This window comes from Paenalcaligenes hominis (genome assembly GCF_011927625.1).
Classification (GTDB): domain Bacteria; phylum Pseudomonadota; class Gammaproteobacteria; order Burkholderiales; family Burkholderiaceae_B; genus Paenalcaligenes; species Paenalcaligenes hominis.
The window spans coordinates 114906-133692 of the sequence record NZ_JAATIZ010000005.1 but is presented as its reverse complement, the minus strand read 5'-3'; the positions used below and the strand labels follow the sequence as shown (position 1 = coordinate 133692).

18 protein-coding genes are annotated in these 18787 nt (G+C 48.5%); 9 read left to right on the top strand and 9 right to left on the bottom strand.

Annotation, left to right across the window (positions count from 1 at the left end; all coding sequences use genetic code 11):
• Positions 1-44: 44 nt before the first annotated feature.
• Together wrbA and GGR41_RS12160 are read right to left on the bottom strand one after the other, a co-directional pair.
• The gene (gene wrbA / locus GGR41_RS12165) at positions 45-647 is read right to left on the bottom strand and encodes an NAD(P)H:quinone oxidoreductase (RefSeq protein WP_167662129.1); all 603 of its coding nucleotides are present in this window, start codon (positions 645-647) and stop codon (positions 45-47) included.
• Positions 648-709: 62 nt separating this feature from the next.
• On the bottom strand, positions 710-1105 hold the full coding sequence (locus GGR41_RS12160) for a DUF423 domain-containing protein (RefSeq protein ID WP_167662128.1): 396 nt from the start codon (positions 1103-1105) through the stop codon (positions 710-712).
• Positions 1106-1219: 114 nt separating this feature from the next.
• On the opposite strand from GGR41_RS12160, the gene GGR41_RS12155 reads away from it, so the two are divergent.
• From GGR41_RS12155 to GGR41_RS12130, 6 genes are read left to right on the top strand one after another with little or no spacing between them, the layout of a single operon-like run.
• Positions 1220-1900 carry a thermonuclease family protein gene (locus GGR41_RS12155; protein ID WP_167662127.1) on the top strand — a complete coding sequence of 227 codons (681 nt, stop codon included), beginning with the start codon at positions 1220-1222 and terminating at the stop codon, positions 1898-1900.
• Entirely contained in the window at positions 1873-4068 is a 2196-nt protein-coding gene (locus GGR41_RS12150; RefSeq protein WP_167662126.1) for an ABC transporter substrate-binding protein, read from the top strand. Before GGR41_RS12155 ends, GGR41_RS12150 begins: the two co-directional genes overlap by 28 nt.
• Positions 4068-5045, top strand: coding sequence for an ABC transporter permease (locus tag GGR41_RS12145; protein ID WP_167662125.1), 978 nt, complete (start codon positions 4068-4070; stop codon positions 5043-5045). The genes GGR41_RS12150 and GGR41_RS12145 overlap by 1 nt, the downstream gene beginning before the upstream one ends.
• A gap of 5 nt (positions 5046-5050) precedes the next feature.
• The gene (locus GGR41_RS12140) at positions 5051-6433 is read left to right on the top strand and encodes an ABC transporter permease (RefSeq protein ID WP_167662124.1); all 1383 of its coding nucleotides are present in this window, start codon (positions 5051-5053) and stop codon (positions 6431-6433) included.
• Positions 6426-8060, top strand: coding sequence for an ABC transporter ATP-binding protein (locus GGR41_RS12135; protein WP_167662123.1), 1635 nt, complete (start codon positions 6426-6428; stop codon positions 8058-8060). The genes GGR41_RS12140 and GGR41_RS12135 overlap by 8 nt, the downstream gene beginning before the upstream one ends.
• Before the next feature lie 5 nt (positions 8061-8065).
• On the top strand, positions 8066-8539 hold the full coding sequence (locus tag GGR41_RS12130; RefSeq protein WP_077734777.1) for a DUF1178 family protein: 474 nt from the start codon (positions 8066-8068) through the stop codon (positions 8537-8539).
• A 61-nt stretch (positions 8540-8600) separates the two neighbouring features.
• On the opposite strand, the gene efp is transcribed toward GGR41_RS12130, so the two are convergent.
• The 7 genes from efp to GGR41_RS12095 all read right to left on the bottom strand — a co-directional run bounded on the left by efp (position 8601) and on the right by GGR41_RS12095 (position 16901).
• Positions 8601-9158, bottom strand: a complete 558-nt coding sequence (gene efp / locus GGR41_RS12125) for an elongation factor P (protein ID WP_077734778.1) — start codon at positions 9156-9158, stop codon at positions 8601-8603.
• Positions 9159-9266: 108 nt separating this feature from the next.
• Positions 9267-10316, bottom strand: coding sequence for an elongation factor P maturation arginine rhamnosyltransferase EarP (gene earP, locus GGR41_RS12120; protein WP_167662122.1), 1050 nt, complete (start codon positions 10314-10316; stop codon positions 9267-9269).
• Between the two features lie 9 nt (positions 10317-10325).
• Positions 10326-11522, bottom strand: a complete 1197-nt coding sequence (locus tag GGR41_RS12115; protein WP_167662121.1) for a DUF2863 family protein — start codon at positions 11520-11522, stop codon at positions 10326-10328.
• A gap of 117 nt (positions 11523-11639) precedes the next feature.
• A complete protein-coding gene (acnB, locus tag GGR41_RS12110; RefSeq protein WP_167662120.1) occupies positions 11640-14222 on the bottom strand; it encodes a bifunctional aconitate hydratase 2/2-methylisocitrate dehydratase in 2583 nt (860 codons plus the stop codon).
• 113 nt (positions 14223-14335) lie between these two features.
• The gene (locus GGR41_RS12105) at positions 14336-14614 is read right to left on the bottom strand and encodes a GNAT family N-acetyltransferase (RefSeq protein ID WP_167662119.1); all 279 of its coding nucleotides are present in this window, start codon (positions 14612-14614) and stop codon (positions 14336-14338) included.
• Positions 14615-14660: 46 nt separating this feature from the next.
• Complete coding sequence (gene prpC, locus GGR41_RS12100) at positions 14661-15809, bottom strand: bifunctional 2-methylcitrate synthase/citrate synthase (RefSeq protein ID WP_167662118.1); 1149 nt, start codon at positions 15807-15809, stop codon at positions 14661-14663.
• A gap of 102 nt (positions 15810-15911) precedes the next feature.
• Positions 15912-16901 carry a malate dehydrogenase gene (locus tag GGR41_RS12095; protein WP_077734783.1) on the bottom strand — a complete coding sequence of 330 codons (990 nt, stop codon included), beginning with the start codon at positions 16899-16901 and terminating at the stop codon, positions 15912-15914.
• A 224-nt stretch (positions 16902-17125) separates the two neighbouring features.
• On the opposite strand from GGR41_RS12095, the gene GGR41_RS12090 reads away from it, so the two are divergent.
• From GGR41_RS12090 to sdhD, 3 genes are all read left to right on the top strand, one after another.
• Positions 17126-17884 (top strand): GntR family transcriptional regulator, encoded by a 759-nt coding sequence (locus GGR41_RS12090; RefSeq protein WP_167662117.1) that lies wholly within the window; start codon positions 17126-17128, stop codon positions 17882-17884.
• 104 nt (positions 17885-17988) lie between these two features.
• Positions 17989-18402: a succinate dehydrogenase, cytochrome b556 subunit gene (gene sdhC / locus GGR41_RS12085; RefSeq protein WP_167662149.1), complete on the top strand. Its 414-nt coding sequence runs from the start codon at positions 17989-17991 to the stop codon at positions 18400-18402.
• Positions 18402-18785 carry a succinate dehydrogenase, hydrophobic membrane anchor protein gene (gene sdhD, locus GGR41_RS12080; protein ID WP_077734785.1) on the top strand — a complete coding sequence of 128 codons (384 nt, stop codon included), beginning with the start codon at positions 18402-18404 and terminating at the stop codon, positions 18783-18785. The genes sdhC and sdhD overlap by 1 nt, the downstream gene beginning before the upstream one ends.
• The last annotated feature ends 2 nt before the right edge of the window (positions 18786-18787 follow it).

Sequence of the window (18787 nt, the reverse complement as noted above, 5' to 3'; positions counted from 1 at the left end):
AGCATCCCAACAGATTAGGGCAAGCCAACCTGTTGGGGTCTTGGTTATGAACGATGTAATTTTTTTGCGGTATGGGCGATGAGTTGGCCTTGAAACCGAGCGCCATCAAGCTCTGTTTGGCTTGGTTGGCGTGAGCCGTCGCCGTCAGCAATAGTGCTGGCGCCATACGGAGAGCCACCAACGATCTCATCCATACGCGTTTGCCCGGCAAAGCTGTAGGGTAAGCCTACAACTACCATGCCAAAGTGAAATAAATTATGGATGATACTCATTAACGTCAGCTCTTGGCCGCCGTGCTGTGTAGCCGTAGACGTAAATGCACCCCCCACTTTTCCAACCAGCGCCCCTTTAGCCCATAGCCCTCCACATTGGTCTAAAAAATTGGCCATTTGTGAACTAATCCGCCCAAAACGCGTTCCCGTGCCGACAATGATGGCATCGTAATGGGCGAGCTCGTCGACCGTAGCAATGGGCGCCGCTTGATCCAGTTTATAGCCCGAGCGCTGCGCAACCTCTAGAGGGACCAGCTCGGGTACACGTTTAATATCGACCTCGGCACCCGCTGCGCGTGCGCCCTCGGCCACAGCCTGAGCCATGGCTTCAATATGCCCGTAAGCCGAGTAATACAACACCAGTACTTTTGCCATAGTTGTCTCCTGACTAAAAAACAATCGCTACGACTAGTGTGACATCAGATAAGGTCGAGGGTCTAGCGCTTTTTATTCTGTTGATGGTAATTGGCTAAAGCAGCTAGCAACACCAGCCCCCAACCCCCCAGCATTAATACACCGCCAATAGGTGTAATCATGCCTAACCAGCGTTGTTCTGATAAGACCAATAAAAGCAAGCTACCAGAAAACAAAAGTGTGCCTACTAAAAGCAAGCTAAAAGCGAGATGCTGTAAGCGGGCTTGTAAATAAGCATGAGCGCTGGCTAAAGCGAGCAAGGCCACCGCATGAAGCGATAAGTATTGCACTGCAGTTTGCCAAACGGCCAGCATATTTAAATCCACCCGGCCTGCTAAAGCATGGGAGCCAAAGGCGCCGGTGGCTACACTGACTAATAATAAAAAGGCCGCGACGGCAATTTGTAAAGAGGCATGCATGATGTAGAACTCGAAAAGTAAAACAGAATAAGTATGTTAGCGCGTTTACACTAGAGATGAAAAACCTATAATCATGGCTAACTTGACTCCTCTCTTTAGTGATACGAACAAAACATGGCCAAAAAGAAACTCTCTATTAAAAAGAAAAACGGCAAATGGGTGATTCTCTGGGGCACTCAGACTATTTCATGGCAGCAAGCCTTGGGTGTAGGGATTGTATCGTTGGTACTAGTCGCGTTGGGTATAGGTACTACCTCAGATTATTTAGACTTGCCTGGGATGAAAGCCCCCTCAAACTCGACCACTACCGTCAAACGTCCTAAAGGCGAATTCGAACTTAAGGGTAAAATTACACACGTAGCAGATGGGGATACGGTTAATATCGAGGTGGCAGGAGTACGTGAACGCGTGCGCTTGGCGAATATCGATTCCCCAGAAACCACAGGGCGTGCCGACCGACCAGGGCAGCCGTATGCAGACGATGCACAGCGTGCCTTAGAGAAAATGGTTTTAAATAAAGTCTTGGCTTTACGGTGTTTTGAACAAGATCATTATGGGCGTAACGTGTGCGATATTCCTTTAGCGAACGGCAGCACAGCCAATCAACAAATGGTCGCCCAAGGTTGGGCTTGGGCCTACACAGGCAGCAACGAGCGCTATTTGCGTGATAAGAGTCTAAAAGCGGTACAAAAGCGTGCGCAACAACAGCGCATTGGTTTATGGCAGGCTAAAAAAACCCCCATTGCGCCTTGGGTTTGGCGAGTTCAATGTTGGCAACAAAAGAAATGCGATTAATTCAATTTTTCCTTATTTCCATCGTGATGCTGCTGGCTGCCTGTAGCGACAAGGCAGTAAATAGCCCCTATATTCAGGATCAAGCTGAGCAAAACACGCTGTTTACCGCATTCACGCAACGCTCGCCTAAATACCTGGATCCGGCCAGCTCGTATTCCACAGACGAGACGCCTTTTACATATTCCATATACGAGCCCTTGTACGGCTACCATTATTTAAAACGCCCCTACGAACTCGAAGGGCGCACAGCCCAAGCCGTTGTACACCCCTACTATGTCGATGCACAAGGGAAGCGCTTGCCCGACGATGCGCCTAGCCATCAAATTGCTGAAAGTGTTTACGAGATCACCTTAAAACCTGGGGTGTTATTTCAGCCGCATCCTGCTTTTGCGCAAGATGAAAAAGGGAACTATGTCTATTATCCTATGCCCGAGGCGGCATTAGAAAACGCTTATGCCATCACCGACTTCAAGGCTGTTGGCACCCGCGAACTCACGGCACATGACTATGTGTATGCGTTGCGTCGTTTAGCAAGCCCCCGCGTTATTTCACCTATTTATGCTTTTTTTACTGACTATATTGTTGGCTATAAAGACTATGGGGAACAGCTACGAGAGCTCAATCAGGCCTTACCTGATGAAGAGTGGCTCGACTTGCGTGATTATGCCTTTTCTGGGGTAGAGGCAATTGATGACCATACTTTGCGTATTCGCATCTATGGCAAATACCCTCAGTTTTCGTATTGGCTAGCCATGACCTTTACTGCGCCTATCCCTTGGGAGGCCGATCGGTTTTATCACCAACCCAAGATGGATCAACACGATCTGTCGCTGAATACATGGCCTGTGGGTACAGGCCCTTATATGCTCACCGAGTCCATTCGCAACCGTCGTCATGTCTTAACACGCAACCCTAACTTTAGGGGCGATCCTTATCCCTGCGAGGGCGAGCCGGGTGACGAGGCGGCAGGCTTACTGGCTGATTGTGGCCAACCCACCCCGTTTATTGATCAGGTGGTATTTACCTTAGAAAAAGAATCTGTGCCATTGTTAGGTAAGTTTTTGCAGGGGTACTACGATATTCCGCAAGTCGAGCGCGGTGATTATGGTGTTGCGATGACGGTAGCTGCCGAAGACTCCCCTGACAAGGCGGCCCTGTATAAAGAACGTGGCTTAGATTTGCGTACCTTGGCCGAGTCACAGCTTTATTACTTTGGTTTTAACTGGCTTGATCCCGTGGTCGGTGGGGGCGATACGCCTGAACAAGCTCAGAAAAATCGTTATTTGCGTCAGGCAATTAGTATTGCCTTTGATTGGGAACAGTACGTCACCATCTTTCAAAATGATCAGGGCTTAGTGGCTCACGGCCCGCTACCCCCTGGTGTACGGGGTTATGTGGCTCCACCCGAGGGCTTAAACCCTGTGGTGTATGAGCCTAACCAAGGGCATGCACAGCGTAGACCCATTGATCAAGCACGCGCCCTCTTAGCTAAAGCGGGTTATCCCAATGGCCGTGATGCAAAAACCGGGGCGCCCTTAATCCTGTACTTTGACTCCGCCGGGGGCATGGGGGCTAGCGCGAGTGTAGATTGGATGCGACGCCAGCTGGCGCAATTAGGTGTGCAGCTCGAGGTTCGAGCAACGGACTACAATCGCTTTCAGGAAAAAATGCAACGTGGCGTGGCGCAATTGTTTATGTGGGGGTGGGTGGCTGATTACCCCGACGCCGAAAACTTTCTGTTTTTGCTCTATGGCCCTCATGCTCGCGCTCAAGGTGGAGGGGAAAACGCAACCAATTACCACAGTGCAGAGTACGACGCATTGTTTGAAAAAATGCGTTTTTTAGATGATGGCCCTGAAAAAGACCGTGTGATTGCTGACATGGTGGCGGTGGTTCAAAACGACGCCCCTTGGATGTTTGGCTATATCCCTAATTCAGGCGGGGTTTACCAAGAATGGGTCTACAACGCCAAGCCCTCACAAATGGTACGTAATGCGTTGCAGTATTTACGCATTGACCCGCAGCTGCGTGTTCAAAAACAAGCCATGTGGAACCAGCCTGTGTGGTGGCCATTGTGGGGGCTACTAATCCTCATAGCAGTAGGCTTGGCGTTGGTTTGGCGCACTATTAAACAACGTGACCTAAAAACTATTCAAAAGGAGCACTAATGCTGCCGTATATTTTGCGTCGTTTGGGCTATGGTGTGCTCATTTTGTTAGGTGTTAATTTATTGACCTTTGTGTTGTTTTTTACGGTGAATACGCCTGACGACATGGCTCGTCTTGCTATTGGGGGGCAGCGTATTTCTACCGAGGCCATTGAGCAGTGGAAAGCGCAGCAAGGTTACAACAAGCCTTTATTTATCAACCAAGACCAACCTGGCGTAAAGGCTTTGCAAGACACCATTTTCTATGAACGTTCCGTGCCGTTATTACGCTTTGATTTTGGTTTTTCAGATAGTGGGCATGATATTGGTCAGGAAATTAAATCCCGCATGGGACCCAGTTTAGCGTTAGCGCTGCCTACTTTTATTTTAGGCTTAGCGGTATCGGTGGCCTTTGCTTTGTTTTTGGTATTTTTTAAGCATACCCGTATTGATTTTTATGGGGTGGTGCTTTGTGTGGTGCTGCTATCTATCTCTGGGTTGTTTTATATTATTGCCGGCCAATGGCTGTTTGCTAAAGTGCTTGGCTGGGTGCCGTATTCTGGTTGGACGTCAGGTCTAGACACCACACGATTTTTAATCTTGCCTGTGCTCATTGGCATTATTTCCCGCGTCGGAGGGGAGTCGCGCTTTTATCGTAGTTTGTTTCTAGAGGAAGCCAGCAAGGACTATATTCGAACAGCTCGTGCCAAGGGGTTGTCGGAATACCACGTGTTATTTAAGCATTTACTACGCAATGCTTTATTGCCTATTTTAACTGGCACGGTAACCGCCATTCCTTTGCTATTCATGGGCAGCTTAATTGCCGAGTCTTTTTTTGGTATTCCTGGCTTAGGCAGCTACACCATCGAAGCCATTAATGCCCAAGATTTATCCATCGTACGTGCCATGGTGTTCTTAGGTTCTGTTTTGTATATTGTAGGGCTTATTTTGGCTGATATTTCGTATACCTTAGTTGACCCACGAGTACGTTTTGAGTGACCACTATGCCTAAATTTGAACTAATGTGGACTGACGCTTTTGTCTGGTTAATGGTACTAGTTGTGTTGGGGTATATCATCCATGTGGGGCGCACTCCTGCATTGCGTCAGGCATGGCGCAGCGTATTTTATACTCCCTCTGCCATGGCGTGTGCGGTAGTATTGGCTTTTTTTGTAGTGGTCGGGTTACTGGATTCCATTCATTATCGTCCGGTTCTACCCGCGCTAGAGGGGCAAACAGAACAGCGCTACTCACCCATTGCCCGTTCTGTATTAGATGATGTGTTAGAGGCAACCCATATCGCTAAGAAAGAACGCAGTTATTCAGCGCCCTTTGCCACGCATTTGTTTTTTAAAGAAAGTGCAATTGTAGATGGACAAGTCGTGCGCGACTTTCCTGTGTTAGAAAACGCAGCGCAAACGGTCAGCACGGCAGCAGAGCATCGTCATTTGGTGTGGAAATTGGCTTTATGGAGTGCACTTGGCGCGGTGGTGGTGGCAATAGTGCTGGGTGCCTTATGCCGGCAGGGTGCACGCCATAACCCCGCCTTTCCTTGGCGCAGCCTATGGTTAAGCCTCACCGTCTTAATCAGCTTACTTGTTTTTATATTGGTCTTTAGCCGCTTTTATTATGTTTTGGGTACAGACCGTTCCGGTAACGATGTCTTGTATTTAAGTTTTAAAAGTATTCGGACGGCGTTGGTCATTGGCACGTTAACGACGGTAGCGATGTTGCCCCCGGCATTAATTTTTGGCATTGCTGCGGGTTATTTTAAAGGGTGGGTGGATGACGTCATCCAATATATCTACACCACCTTAACTTCTATTCCGGGTGTGCTTTTAATTGCTGCCTGTGTATTGATGATGCAAGTGTATATGGATACGCACGCTGAGCTCTTTGATACGGTTGCTTCTCGGGCAGATTTACGGCTTTTGGTGTTGTGTTTGATTTTAGGCTTTACCGGCTGGGCAGGACTGTGCCGATTATTACGTGCAGAAGTGCTTAAGCTCAGAGAACTCGAGTATGTCCAAGCCGCTAAGGCCTTTGGGGTCAGTGCGTGGGGCATCATGCTGCGTCACCTGCTACCTAATGTGATGCATTTGGTGCTTATTACTTTGGTGCTGGAGTTTTCTGGTTTGGTGTTGTACGAGGCAGTTTTATCGTATTTGGGCATCGGTGTCGATCCTAGCATGCCATCGTTTGGCACCATGATTGATGCGGCACGCTTAGAAATGTCCCGAGACCCAATGATTTGGTGGAACTTAGTTGGCGCTTTTTTCTTTTTGCTAGCACTCGTGTTATCAGCCAACTTATTTGCTGATGCCGTGCAACGCGCTTTTGACCCGCGTGTGCGTCGTATCGAGGCAAAAGGAGCAGCTCATGCTTAAGATTCAAGATTTATCATTAAGCATTGCAGGCACCGAACGGTATGCCGTGCGTCATCTTAGCTTGCAGATAGAGCGGGGGCAGACATTCGCTTTAGTAGGTGAGTCTGGTAGTGGCAAAAGCATGACAGCATTAGCAATTATGCGCTTGTTGCCCGATGCGTTGTCTGTAAAATCTGGTACCGTGGAATTTCAGGGCACAAACCTCTTTAGCCTAAGTGAAGCACAAATGCGTTCGGTGCGTGGTAATAAAATTGCCATGATTTTCCAAGAGCCTGCCACCTGTTTAAACCCGGTATTACGTATTGGCGATCAGCTCATCGAGAGCATGCGCTTGCACACACACTATAAAAAAGCAGAACTACAACAGCGCGCGATCGCTTGGCTAGATAAGGTCGGTATTCCCGACCCAGTACAACGCATTAACGACTACCCTTTTCAGTTCTCAGGTGGACAACGTCAACGCATTATGATTGCCATGGCATTAGCTGTAGAGCCAGATGTATTGATTGCAGACGAACCCACCACGGCATTAGATGTTACGGTACAGGCCCAGATCCTAGAGCTCTTAAAAACGATGCAGCAGGATTTAGGGTTAACGGTGTTGTTGATCACCCATGATTTAGCGGTTGTGCAGCAAATGGCTGATCAGGTGGCGTTGCTACGCCAAGGCGAGGTCGTATTCCAAAGCACAGCAGCGGCCTTCTTTAAGCAGCCAGATCATCCGTATGCGCGCCATTTACTAGACGTGATTCCTAGTTTTGCCCGGCGTGAGCAGAAATACGGCAATACATCCTCTGAGGCCTTGCCGCCTAACGCGACCCCGCTATTACAGGTGCAGCATCTCGAAGTCGGCTATAAACAAAAGCGTCAGTTATTTAAAGCTACACCCGTCGTGCCTATAGTAAAAGATCTCAGTTTTGACTTGCATGAGGGTGAGACCTTAGCCTTGCTAGGGGCTTCAGGGTGCGGTAAAAGCACAGTGGCTAAAGCCTTGTTACGCATTATCGATGAGCAAATCCACGTAAATGGGCAAGCACTTTTACGTGGCGAGGACTTATTGCATAGCCGCGGCGCCCAATTGGCGCAGCAACGGCGCAAAATTCAAATTGTTTTTCAAGACCCTTTTGCTTCGCTAAACCCTCGAATGATGGTAGGAGACATCCTAGTCGAAGGCTTAAAAAGCTTACAACCGCATTGGTCAGAGGCACAACGGCAAAAGCGCATCAGCGAGCTGTTAGATTTGACCGCTATGCCGGCTGACAGCACGAAACGGTATGCCCATGAATTCTCGGGCGGTCAAAGGCAACGCATTGCGATTGCAAGAGCGCTAGCGGTGGAACCCCAAGTGCTGATTTGCGATGAGCCCACTTCGGCGTTAGATGTTTCTGTACAAGCCCAAATATTAGATTTACTGATTCAACTGCAAAAAGACACAGGCCTAGCCTATCTATTTATTACGCATAACTTTAGTGTTGTCGAGTATTTAGCCGATCGTGTTGCCGTGATGGATCAGGGTAAAATAGTTGAGATGGGTACAGCACAACAGGTGCTATTGCGGCCGCAGCAAAGCATAACACAGCAGTTATTGCACTCCGTTCCGCGTTTATCTCTTGAGACCACGAAGTAATTACTATGGCATTAAAAGTGTTTGATTTGGCCTGCGCAGCGGGTCATGTATTTGAAGGTTGGTTTCGTTCTCATGATGACTACGAAAAGCAAACGCAAGCGGGGTGGGTGACCTGCCCATTATGCGGTAGCACCGATATTCATAAACAACTCTCTGCACCGCGTTTAAACTTACGACATGGCGTAGGAAGTAAAACGCCTGACGCCGCTATGGCTACAGAAACCGCGCCAACGCCGGCTTCTCAACCCAGTCTAGACGCGATGCAGGCGCAATTTTTTCAGCAAATTAAGCAAGCCATTCGTAATACAGATAATGTGGGTGCCGACTTTGCCGAGGAGGCCAGAAAGATCCACGGGGGCGAGGCGCCAGATCGGGCTATTCGTGGCTCTGCGACCCAAGCCGAATACGAGGCATTACGTGAAGACGGCATAGAAGTCATGCCTATCCCCGATTTTTTAGACGATGAAAAACTAAATTAAAAAAACCGCTCTGGTTTCTGTTTTAACAGTCGCTAGAGCGGTTTTTAGACAGCGTTGCTAATTAGTTAGCGCGGCTGCGGTATTCGTTGGTGCGCGTATCGATTTCGATGTTGTCACCGATTTCGCAGAACATAGGCACCGACACAGTATGACCTGTAGCTAAACGTGCAGGCTTCATGACTTTACCCGAGGTGTCACCGCGAACAGCAGGCTCGGTGTATTCAATCTGGCGCACAATCACAGTAGGTAACTCGACAGAAATAGCACGGCCGTCATAGAACACGACTTCGGCTGTCATACCGTCTTCGAGGTAATTCAGCGCGTCGCCCATGTTATCGGCCTCGATCTCGTACTGGTTGTAGTCTTCGTCCATAAAGACGTACATAGGATCAGCAAAGTACGAATAGGAGCACTCTTTTTTCTCTAGCAGAACGATTTCAAACTTTTCGTCTGCTTTGTGCACCCCTTCGCTCGCGCTACCAGAGAGCAAGTTTTTGAATTTCAGTTTTACAACAGCGCTGTTACGGCCTGATTTATTGTATTCAGCACGTTGCACAACGAGGGGTTCACTGCCGATCATTACCACGTTACCAACGCGTAAATCCTGTGCGGTTTTCATAGATAGGGAAACTCCGATGAAAGATAACTCCGCACGCAATAGGCACAATTATTGACTAACAAAAAAACCAATGTCTTTTCGTTTTTGCTAAAGCGGAGAGGAAAAAAGTTATTTTACCGTTTTCTGGTCTAATTGCGAACAAAAAGCGAACAACTGTGTTGCTAAGTCGGTTTGTTGAGCCAAGGTAGCAGCGTAGTGAACACATTGTTGACGCCATTCGGCTAAGTTTTTTAGTTCCATGTTGAGTTGATCAGGGGTGATGCGCCCTTGGTTCCAAGCCATTATCAGTTGCTGACGTGATGCCGTTAAAGGGGTGGTCGCTAACCACGCCTGCAGTTTGATTAAATGGTAGTTGTCTTCTTGCAAGTAAGGTTGCCAGATAAAAGGCCGTTGCGCCCAAATAGCACGGACAAATGAGTCTTCACCACGGACTAGATTAAGATCAGCATAGTCCAGCAGCGCATCAAACTGCTGTTGCGCGATAAACGGCAAGCGATAGAAGCTAAGGTTTGTTGGGGGTGCCGTAGGCTCGGGTGCAGACGCCGCTAACAGCACAGACCAACTGTGAGGTTGCGAGGCTAAGCACGCATACAGGGTCTCTAAAGGGGCCTGCGGATAACTAAATACAAAAGCCACTCGTTCAGTAATGGGGGCCTGAGCTAAGCCTACTTGATTCCAAAACCCTTCATCCAAGGGGGCGTACCTACAGCTCGAGTCGGGGCGCAACAGCCCCCCCGTTTTTGCGCTAAACCCGGGAAAAAAGAAATATTTCACCACGCCGTTCGACTGAGGCGAGGGTAAAGCATGGCTGCTTTCCACCCACGGTTCGGCACTTAGGTATTCCAGATTAATCCACAGACGAGTTTGAGTCGGCATGGCGTTTTGATAGGCCAGAGGCAATTCACACCCAAAGGCCTCAATCACAAAGGAGGCCGGTATAGCGTGTTCTGCTTGCGACCAGTGCTGTATGGTGATGTGTTGCACCGTTTGTGAGTTAGCGTGTTCGTTTATAGTGGGTGCAATCCGATGAAATGCGGTTAAGTCATCAACAAATAAACGGACTGCCATACCACGCTGTTGTAATTGTTGAGCTAAGCGCCAACATACGCCGATATCGCCATAGTTATCGACGACTTGGCAAAATAAATCCGTATCCATTCGGGCTAATTAGTGCAAAGGCGCTGGGGCAAAATCAAGCTCTTCGGGTAAGTAAGGGTGGTCAAGCTCGCCCTGCGCCGTAGGAAAAGAGGGGGCGCTGCAATCATCACAGAAGTCAGGGTCATACAGCCCAGCTAAAAACAAAATGGACTCCACACCGAGCTCGGTCAATATCGTTTGAATTTGCAACGCGCTATCTTCGAAGTGAGAGCTAGAACGATCGATTTCGTCTTTACTAAAAATAGGCCAGACACAGCCATATAAAAGCTCGGGATGGTTTTCAACCGTTAAGCCAATACGGAACTCTTCGGTGTCTGACTCACCGCAACGTGCGACGACGGCAGAAATTTCACTGGGTTCGGATTGGGTGACTAAACCTAACCAACTTACCGCCGCCTTAATGGCTAAAGGGCGCATGAGTTTATCGCTAGCTCGAGTATTAAAATAATACCCATCAGGAGGTAAAAACTGGGCCTGGCAACCTGCAAACATAGCGCTAAGTAGTTGTTCGCACTGTTCTTGCCAACGGGTTTGGCTTTCCTGTAAGGCTAACAACGGGTTTTTATGTTGCTGCCAAGCAAAAGCGGCCTGGCCTTGGGGCGTCGCAATAGCACACACAATAAACTTGGTGTCAGCAAGCAAGGTGATGCCGTCTTCAAGGTGATCAAGTTCAATCGTAGTTGGTTTTGCCTCAAGCGCCAAGCGCCCTAGCTGTGCGGTAAATTCGTGCGTAAGCGCAAAGCTTTTTGGTAATTGATCAAAGCTGAGTAACTGGCCAAGTACGGCTACTTTGGCGTCTGAGCCAGCATACGATTTCACCGCCCCTAAAAGCTTTTCGTGTAGCTCATGGCTTAGGTCACCTTCGGGCAATTGATAGCGTGTCCACGCGGCAATAGGCGCGGTAATCAACAGCACATCATAACGTTGCCCTTGATGGCTTAACGTGGCTGATTCGGCCAGCCCTTCGATTAAGCTAACTAAAACGTCATAGAGCTCGAACTGTTCTGAGCTGGAAAGGTAGTCTAAAAGTTGTTCGAGCAGGGTGCTGTCGGGGTCGACTAAGAGCTCTTGAACCGATTCGGTTAATTTGGCCTCCCAAAACTGATCCTCTAAACGTGAGCCCGAGTGATTAAGGGCTTCGATTAGGCTAAGTAAATCGTGCGCTTTATGATGCAGTACGGTGTTGGAGACGGTGGAGTCAACCATAGACATTCCTATCTAACAGCAAAACGTACAGTGTACCCGTCCTCTTGCAGAATAGCGATAGAAAAACCCCTTGAGGCCAGTGGCTTCAAGGGGTTGATGGTTACGACCTGTCTAGCCTTAGCCTATGGTGTCTGCAATTTCTTTGAACTCTTCAATTTGGTCAAAGTTCATGTAGCGATAAATATCATCGCTATTCTCTTGCAATATACCCATGTCAGCGAGGTATTCGGCACGCGTTGGGATGCGACCCAAACGTGAACAAATCGCTGCCAGTTCTGCAGAGCCTAGGAATACGTTGGTGTTTTTACCTAAGCGGTTGGGGAAATTACGTGTGCTGGTTGACATCACCGTAGCGCCTTCGCGCACTTGGGCTTGGTTACCCATGCAGAGTGAGCAGCCGGGCATTTCCATACGCGCGCCAGCAACGCCTAGCACACCGTAATGACCTTCCTCGGTGAGTTGGGCTTGGTCCATTTTAGTGGGGGGCGCAACCCAGAGACGAGTAGGAATATCACGCTTGCCTTCGAGAAGCTTGGAAGCGGCACGGAAGTGACCAATGTTAGTCATACAGCTACCTATGAAAACCTCATCAATAGGTGTACCCGCCACGTCAGAGAGGGATTTCACATCGTCTGGGTCGTTCGGGCAGGCCACGATAGGCTCGTGAATATCCGCAAGATCAATTTCAATCACGGCGGCGTATTCCGCGTCGGCATCAGGCTCAAGCAGTTGTGGGTTTTCTAACCACTCTTCCATGGCTTTGATACGACGCATGATGGTGCGCTCGTCTTCGTAGCCATTAGCAATCATCCACTTCAATAGTGTGATGTTGCTGTTGAGGTATTCGATAATGGGCTCTTTGTTTAGACGCACAGTACATGCTGCAGCCGAACGCTCAGCAGAGGCATCAGAGAGCTCAAAGGCCTGTTCAATCTTGAGGTTTGGTAACCCTTCGATTTCTAGAATACGGCCAGAGAAAATATTGACCTTGCCGGATTTTTCTACAGTGAGTAAGCCTTGTTTGATGGCGTAGTAAGGAATGGCATTGACTAAGTCACGTAGTGTCACACCAGGCTGCATTTCACCCTTAAAGCGCACTAAGACGGACTCGGGCATATCTAAAGGCATAACCCCTGTTGCCGCAGCAAAAGCAACGAGACCAGAGCCGGCGGGGAAGCTAATACCAATGGGGAAACGAGTGTGCGAGTCGCCACCTGTACCCACTGTATCAGGGAGCAACATGCGGTTGAGCCAAGAGTGAATAATGCCATCGCCAGGACGCAGGGAAACACCGCCGCGTGTGCTGATGAAATCAGGTAGCTCGTGGTGAGTTTTAACATCAATTGGTTTGGGGTAGGCAGCAGTATGACAGAAAGACTGCATAACCAAATCAGATGAAAAACCTAAACAAGCTAAGTCTTTTAATTCGTCGCGAGTCATCGGGCCGGTGGTATCTTGACTACCCACAGTGGTCATGCGGGGCTCGCAGTAAGTACCAGGACGCACCCCTTGGCCTTCAGGCAAACCACAAGCGCGACCCACCATCTTTTGAGCTAAGGTAAAGCCTTTGCCAGAATCTTCAGGTGTGGTGGGCAGACGGAATAGGTCGGTAGGAGGTAAGCGTAGGGCTTCACGGGCACGTGTAGTTAAACCGCGACCTACGATAAGAGGAATACGACCCCCTGCACGGACTTCGTCAAACAATACATCCGATTTTACGCTGAACTCGGAGATCACCACGCCATTTTTAAGCGCTTTACCTTCGTAAGGGCGAAGTTCGATCACGTCGCCCATTTCCATTTGGGATACATCGAGCTCGATGGGCAAAGCACCCGCATCTTCCATGGTGTTATAGAAAATAGGTGCAATTTTGCTGCCCAAGCAAATACCGCCAAAGCGTTTGTTAGGCACGTAAGGAATGTCGTCGCCAGTAAACCACAATACGGAGTTAGTGGCGGACTTACGAGAAGAACCTGTACCGACCACATCGCCCACATAGGCAACAATGTTGCCTTTTTGCTTGAGTTCATTAATGAGCTTAATGGGGCCAATTTTACCGGGCTCGTCTGGCTCGATACCTGGACGTGGGTTTTTCAGCATAGCCAAAGCATGCAGAGGAATGTCAGGACGGCTCCATGCATCGGGAGCAGGGGACAAGTCGTCCGTATTCGTTTCACCCGTGACTTTGAAAACAGTAATCGTTAAGCTTTCTGGTACCTCGGGGCGTGAGGTAAACCATTCGGCATCCGCCCAGCTTTGTAGGACTTGCTGCGCATATACGTTGCCTTGTTTGGCTTTTTCTTTTACATCGTAAAACGCGTCAAACATTAACAAGGTGTGCTTGAGGCCTTCGGCGGCTACCGGAGCAAGCTCGTCATCATCAAGCAGCTGAATCAAGGGGGCAATATTATAGCCGCCTAGCATCGTACCAAGCAGTTCGGTAGCGCGTTTTTTGTCAAACAACGGGTTGGTTTCTGTGCCTAAGGCAACCGCAGCTAGATAAGACGCTTTCACTTTAGCCGCATCATCCACACCGGCAGGAACACGATGAGTAATGAGGTCTAGTAAATAATCTTCCTCGCCTGCTGGCGGGTTTTTAATGAGTTCGATTAGATCGGCGGTTTGTTGCGCAGATAAAGGAAGCGCAGGGATGCCTAACGCAGCGCGTTCGGCAACGTGTTGGCGGTAAGTTTCCAGCATGTTGCGGCCTATTGAGGTTAGTAAGTTGAATCTAAGCTACGAGTAGCTGTGGTCTAAAGGTATTGTATGAGTAAGTGATGGGCTAAGCAATGGTCTTATATAAGACATAAGACTTAGTGGACAATCACGTCATTAAATTCAGGGTGGCGCTGTAAATACGTTGCGGTATAACTACAAATAGGACGTACACGCCATTGGTTGTTGCGTGCAGTACGCAAGGCGGCCTCGGTTAAAGCCGCCGCAATGCCTTGGCCACTGAGCGCTTTAGGCACGTAGGTATGCACAATGGTCATCACCTCGTCGTGCAGGTGATAGTCCACAAAGCTAAGTAGCCCTTGATGATCGTATTCGAAGCGTGATTTTTCGGTATTGTGGTGAATGGCTAAAGACATAAGCACCTCGTTAAAAAAAGCGACCTAAGTCGCCTTTAGATAAAATTCAACGTGCATTGATCGATACAAATTCACGCGGCTCTGGGCCAACATAGTTAGCCGTAGGACGGATGATCTTACCATCTTGACGTTGTTCTATAACATGAGCGGCCCAACCCGCGGTGCGTGCTATGACAAACAGGGGGGTAAACATTGAGGTAGGCACCCCCATACGGTGGTAGGCAACCGCCGCGTACCAGTCGAGGTTAGGGAACATCTTTTTCTCGTTCCACATTAACTGCTCAATACGCTCGGCAATGTCAAAGAGTTCCGGACTTTGGGCTTGATCAGAAAGCTGACGGGCTGTTTCTTTGATGACGGCATTCCGTGGGTCTGAAACGGTATAGACTGGATGACCAAAACCAATAATCACTTCACGGTTTTGTACACGTTCACGAATGTCGGCCTCGGCCTCGTCGGCAGAATCATAGCGTTGTTGTATTTCTAGGGCCACTTCGTTAGCGCCGCCGTGTTTGGGGCCGCGCAGGGCACCAATCGCACCACTAACCGCTGAGTACATGTCTGAACCTGTGCCGGTAATGACACGACTTGTAAAGGTGGACGCATTAAACTCGTGTTCCGCGTACAAGTTCATTGACACATTCATTGCTTGGACCCATTCGTGTCTGGGTTTTTTCTGATGCAGCAAATGCAAAAAATGTTCGGCAATACTGTTGTCATCGGTTTGCACATCAATGACCTCACCGCGGTGGCTATAGTGATACCAGTACAGTAGGGCTGAACCTAACGAGGCAATAAGCTGATCGGCAATATCGCGAGCGCCTGCTAGGGGTTGAGTGTCTTTTTCAGGTAACACACAGCCTAAAACAGAAACTGCAGTGCGCAATACATCCATAGGGTGACTGGAGGCCGGTAAGCATTCGAGTACGCGTGTCAGGTCGTTAGGTAAACCACGTAAACTCGCTAATTTTTGTTTGTAGTGGCTGAGCTGACTGGGGGTGGGCAATTTGCCGTAAATGAGTAAATAGGCAATTTCCTCGAAGTCGCACACAGGGGCCAAGTCTAAAATATCGTAGCCCCGGTAAAATAAAGCGTTGCCACTAGTGCCAACTGCACTAAGTGCTGTATTTCCAGCGACAATACCAGATAAGGCCACAGATTTTTTAGGGCGTGGACTTTGTTCAGTGCTTGTCATTGGTCTCCTCCTTATGAGAGTGGATTAGGCGGGCTTAAATGTAGTGGTAGAGCCGCACCTAACATAACAAAAAGCCCGATTTAATCGGGCTTCGTTTTCGAGTTAGGGCAATAAATCTTTCACACCTTCGCGCTCTTCAAGAAGCTCGTTTAATGTGTGATCCATGCGCTCGCGGGAAAACTCATCAATCTCTAAGCCTTCTACTAGCTTGTACTCGCCATTTTCCGTAGTAACAGGGAAACCATAAATAATGCCCTCTGGAATACCATATGAGCCATCAGAAGGAATACCCATAGTGACCCATTTGCCATTTGAACCTAAGACCCAATCATGGATGTGATCAATAGCGGCATTGGCTGCAGACGCTGCGGAAGACAGACCACGCGCTTCGATAATTGCGGCCCCACGTTTGCCTACGGTAGGAATAAATGTGTCTTTATTCCACGCATCGTCATTCACTTTGTCTTTTAGGCTGGCACCGTTAACTGTAGCAAAGCGGATATCGGGGTACATAGTAGGGGAGTGGTTGCCCCACACGACGAGGTTTTCAATGTCAGCCACTGCTACATCGGCTTTGTCCGCTAGCTGAGACAACGCACGGTTGTGGTCTAGGCGCAGCATAGCTGTAAAGTTTTTAGCAGGTAAATCGGGGGCGGACTTCATGGCAATGTAAGCGTTGGTATTAGCGGGGTTGCCTACCACTAAAACTTTCACATCACGGCTGGCTACATCATTTAACGCTTTACCCTGTTCGGTAAAGATTTTCGCGTTAACGGCTAATAAATCTTTACGCTCCATGCCTGGGCCACGAGGGCGAGCACCAACGAGTAGGGCGATATCTGCGTCTTTAAAAGCGTCGCGTGGGTCGCTGTGCGCCGTCATGCCTTGTAGCAACGGGAAAGCGCAATCGTCTAATTCCATCATCACGCCTTTTAGGGCTTGCTGTGCTTTTTCATCAGGAATTTCAAGCAGTTGCAAAATAACAGGCTGATCTTTTCCTAGCATTTCGCCGGAAGCGATACGAAATAACAGGGCGTAACCAATTTGACCAGCAGCGCCAGTAACGGCGACGCGCATTGCGGGTTTGCTCATGAGAGTTGACTCCAATTGTTGGAAAACAAGGTACAGCTTTTGCTAGAGTTTAATGCTTTTTGTTGGCTTGACCAACTCACATTATCCGCTATTTCTCTTGTATCTTATATAAGACACAAGAGTGTTAGACAGAAAACCGTTTGCATGCCAAAATATGGCTTACTTCTTTTTTTCGTAGCCAATTAAATACGTCGCTAACGTATTGATTTGGTATTACATATATTATGTCTGAATCAAACTCAGTCTCACCTTCCAACCCTGAGCGCAGCACGGCGTATAGTCCACTCTATCAACAGATTAAAGTCTTGCTTTTAAAAAGCTTAGACCAAGGCGAGTGGAAACCAGGCGAGGCCATCCCCAGCGAACTTGATTTGGCGGCGCGCTTTCAAGTCAGTCAGGGCACGGTACGCAAAGCCATCGACGAGTTGGCCGCTGACAACTTATTAATCCGCCGTCAGGGCAAAGGCACGTTTGTTTCAACGCATAACGAGGCCAAAGTGCGCTATCGTTTTTTACGCCTGACCCCAGACGATGGCCATCAGCCCACTACCAGTAGTGAGATTATTGGTTTTTCCCGTTTAAAAGCACCTGCTGCTATTGCTGGTCTTTTGGCATTACGTACGGTGGACACTGTTATTAACATCCAGCGCGTCTTGTCCTTTGACGATAAACCTACCATCTTGGACAACATTTGGTTACCTGCAAACGTATTTAAAGGGCTCAGCTCCGAGGCCGTTAACCAAAACAGAGAGCCACTTTACGCTTGGTTTGAGGGCGAATACGGGGTAAGCATGTTGCGCGCCGATGAAAGCGTTCGGGCGGTAGCTGCGGATGCCGAAGCCGCACGTCGACTTCACGTTAGCCAAGGTACACCCCTACTGCAAGTAGAGCGGGTTGCTTATACTTACGGAGAGCGCCCTATGGAAGTGCGTCAGGGGCTCTACATCACAGATCATTTTCATTACAGAAATAGTCTAAATTAAAATTATTGGACAGTTTATCTGCGTGATTTCCCTAAATGAGGGAAAATAAGGCAGATCTGTCAGATTGGTATTTATTAGAAATTATTTTTTACTTCGAGGCCTTAATGTCTGATACCGCCCAAAAGCAGCGTCCGCAGTATCGCAATATCAGTGTGCCGCAGATATTGTCATACCGCTTACCACTGGCTGCTAAAACATCGATCTTGCATCGAATCAGTGGTGCTTTGTTATTTCTTTCGTTGCCTGTAATTATTTTGCCGTTATTAGCAATGAGCCTCAGCTCTGCTTCTGGCTTTGCAGCACTTAGCGTGGTGTTCGGCAATCCAGCGGTAAAAATTGTTGTATTGGCATTGATTTGGGGCTATTTGCATCATTTCTGTGCGGGCATTCGCTACTTAGCTCTAGACCTAGGCAAAGGTAACGACAAATACAGTGCGAATAAAAGCGCGGCTTCTGTTCTTATCGTAAGCCTCACCTTAACCTTTGTGTTTGCACTTAAATTGTTCGGAGTATTCTAATGGCCCAAGAACGCATTGGTACAAAACGTCTTGTAGTGGGCGCACATTACGGCACAATTGATTTTATTGTCCAGCGTATTACGGCTGTGATCATGATCATTTATACCCTCGTCTTTTTAGTCGGTGTGTTGCTAACCCCCGAACTGAACTACGAAGGTTGGCGTAACCTTTTTGCTTTTAAAGCCTTCGGTGCGCTGCCCATTGGTCAGCTCTTAACCACTTTATTTTTCATCTCTTTAGCTTGGCACGCCTGGATTGGTGTGCGTGATATCTGGATGGATTACGTAAAACCGACTGGTTTGCGTTTAGGTTTGCAAACTCTAACGCTCTTGTGGCTAGCCGGCTGTATTATTTATTTTGCACAAATTATCTGGAGCCTGTAACC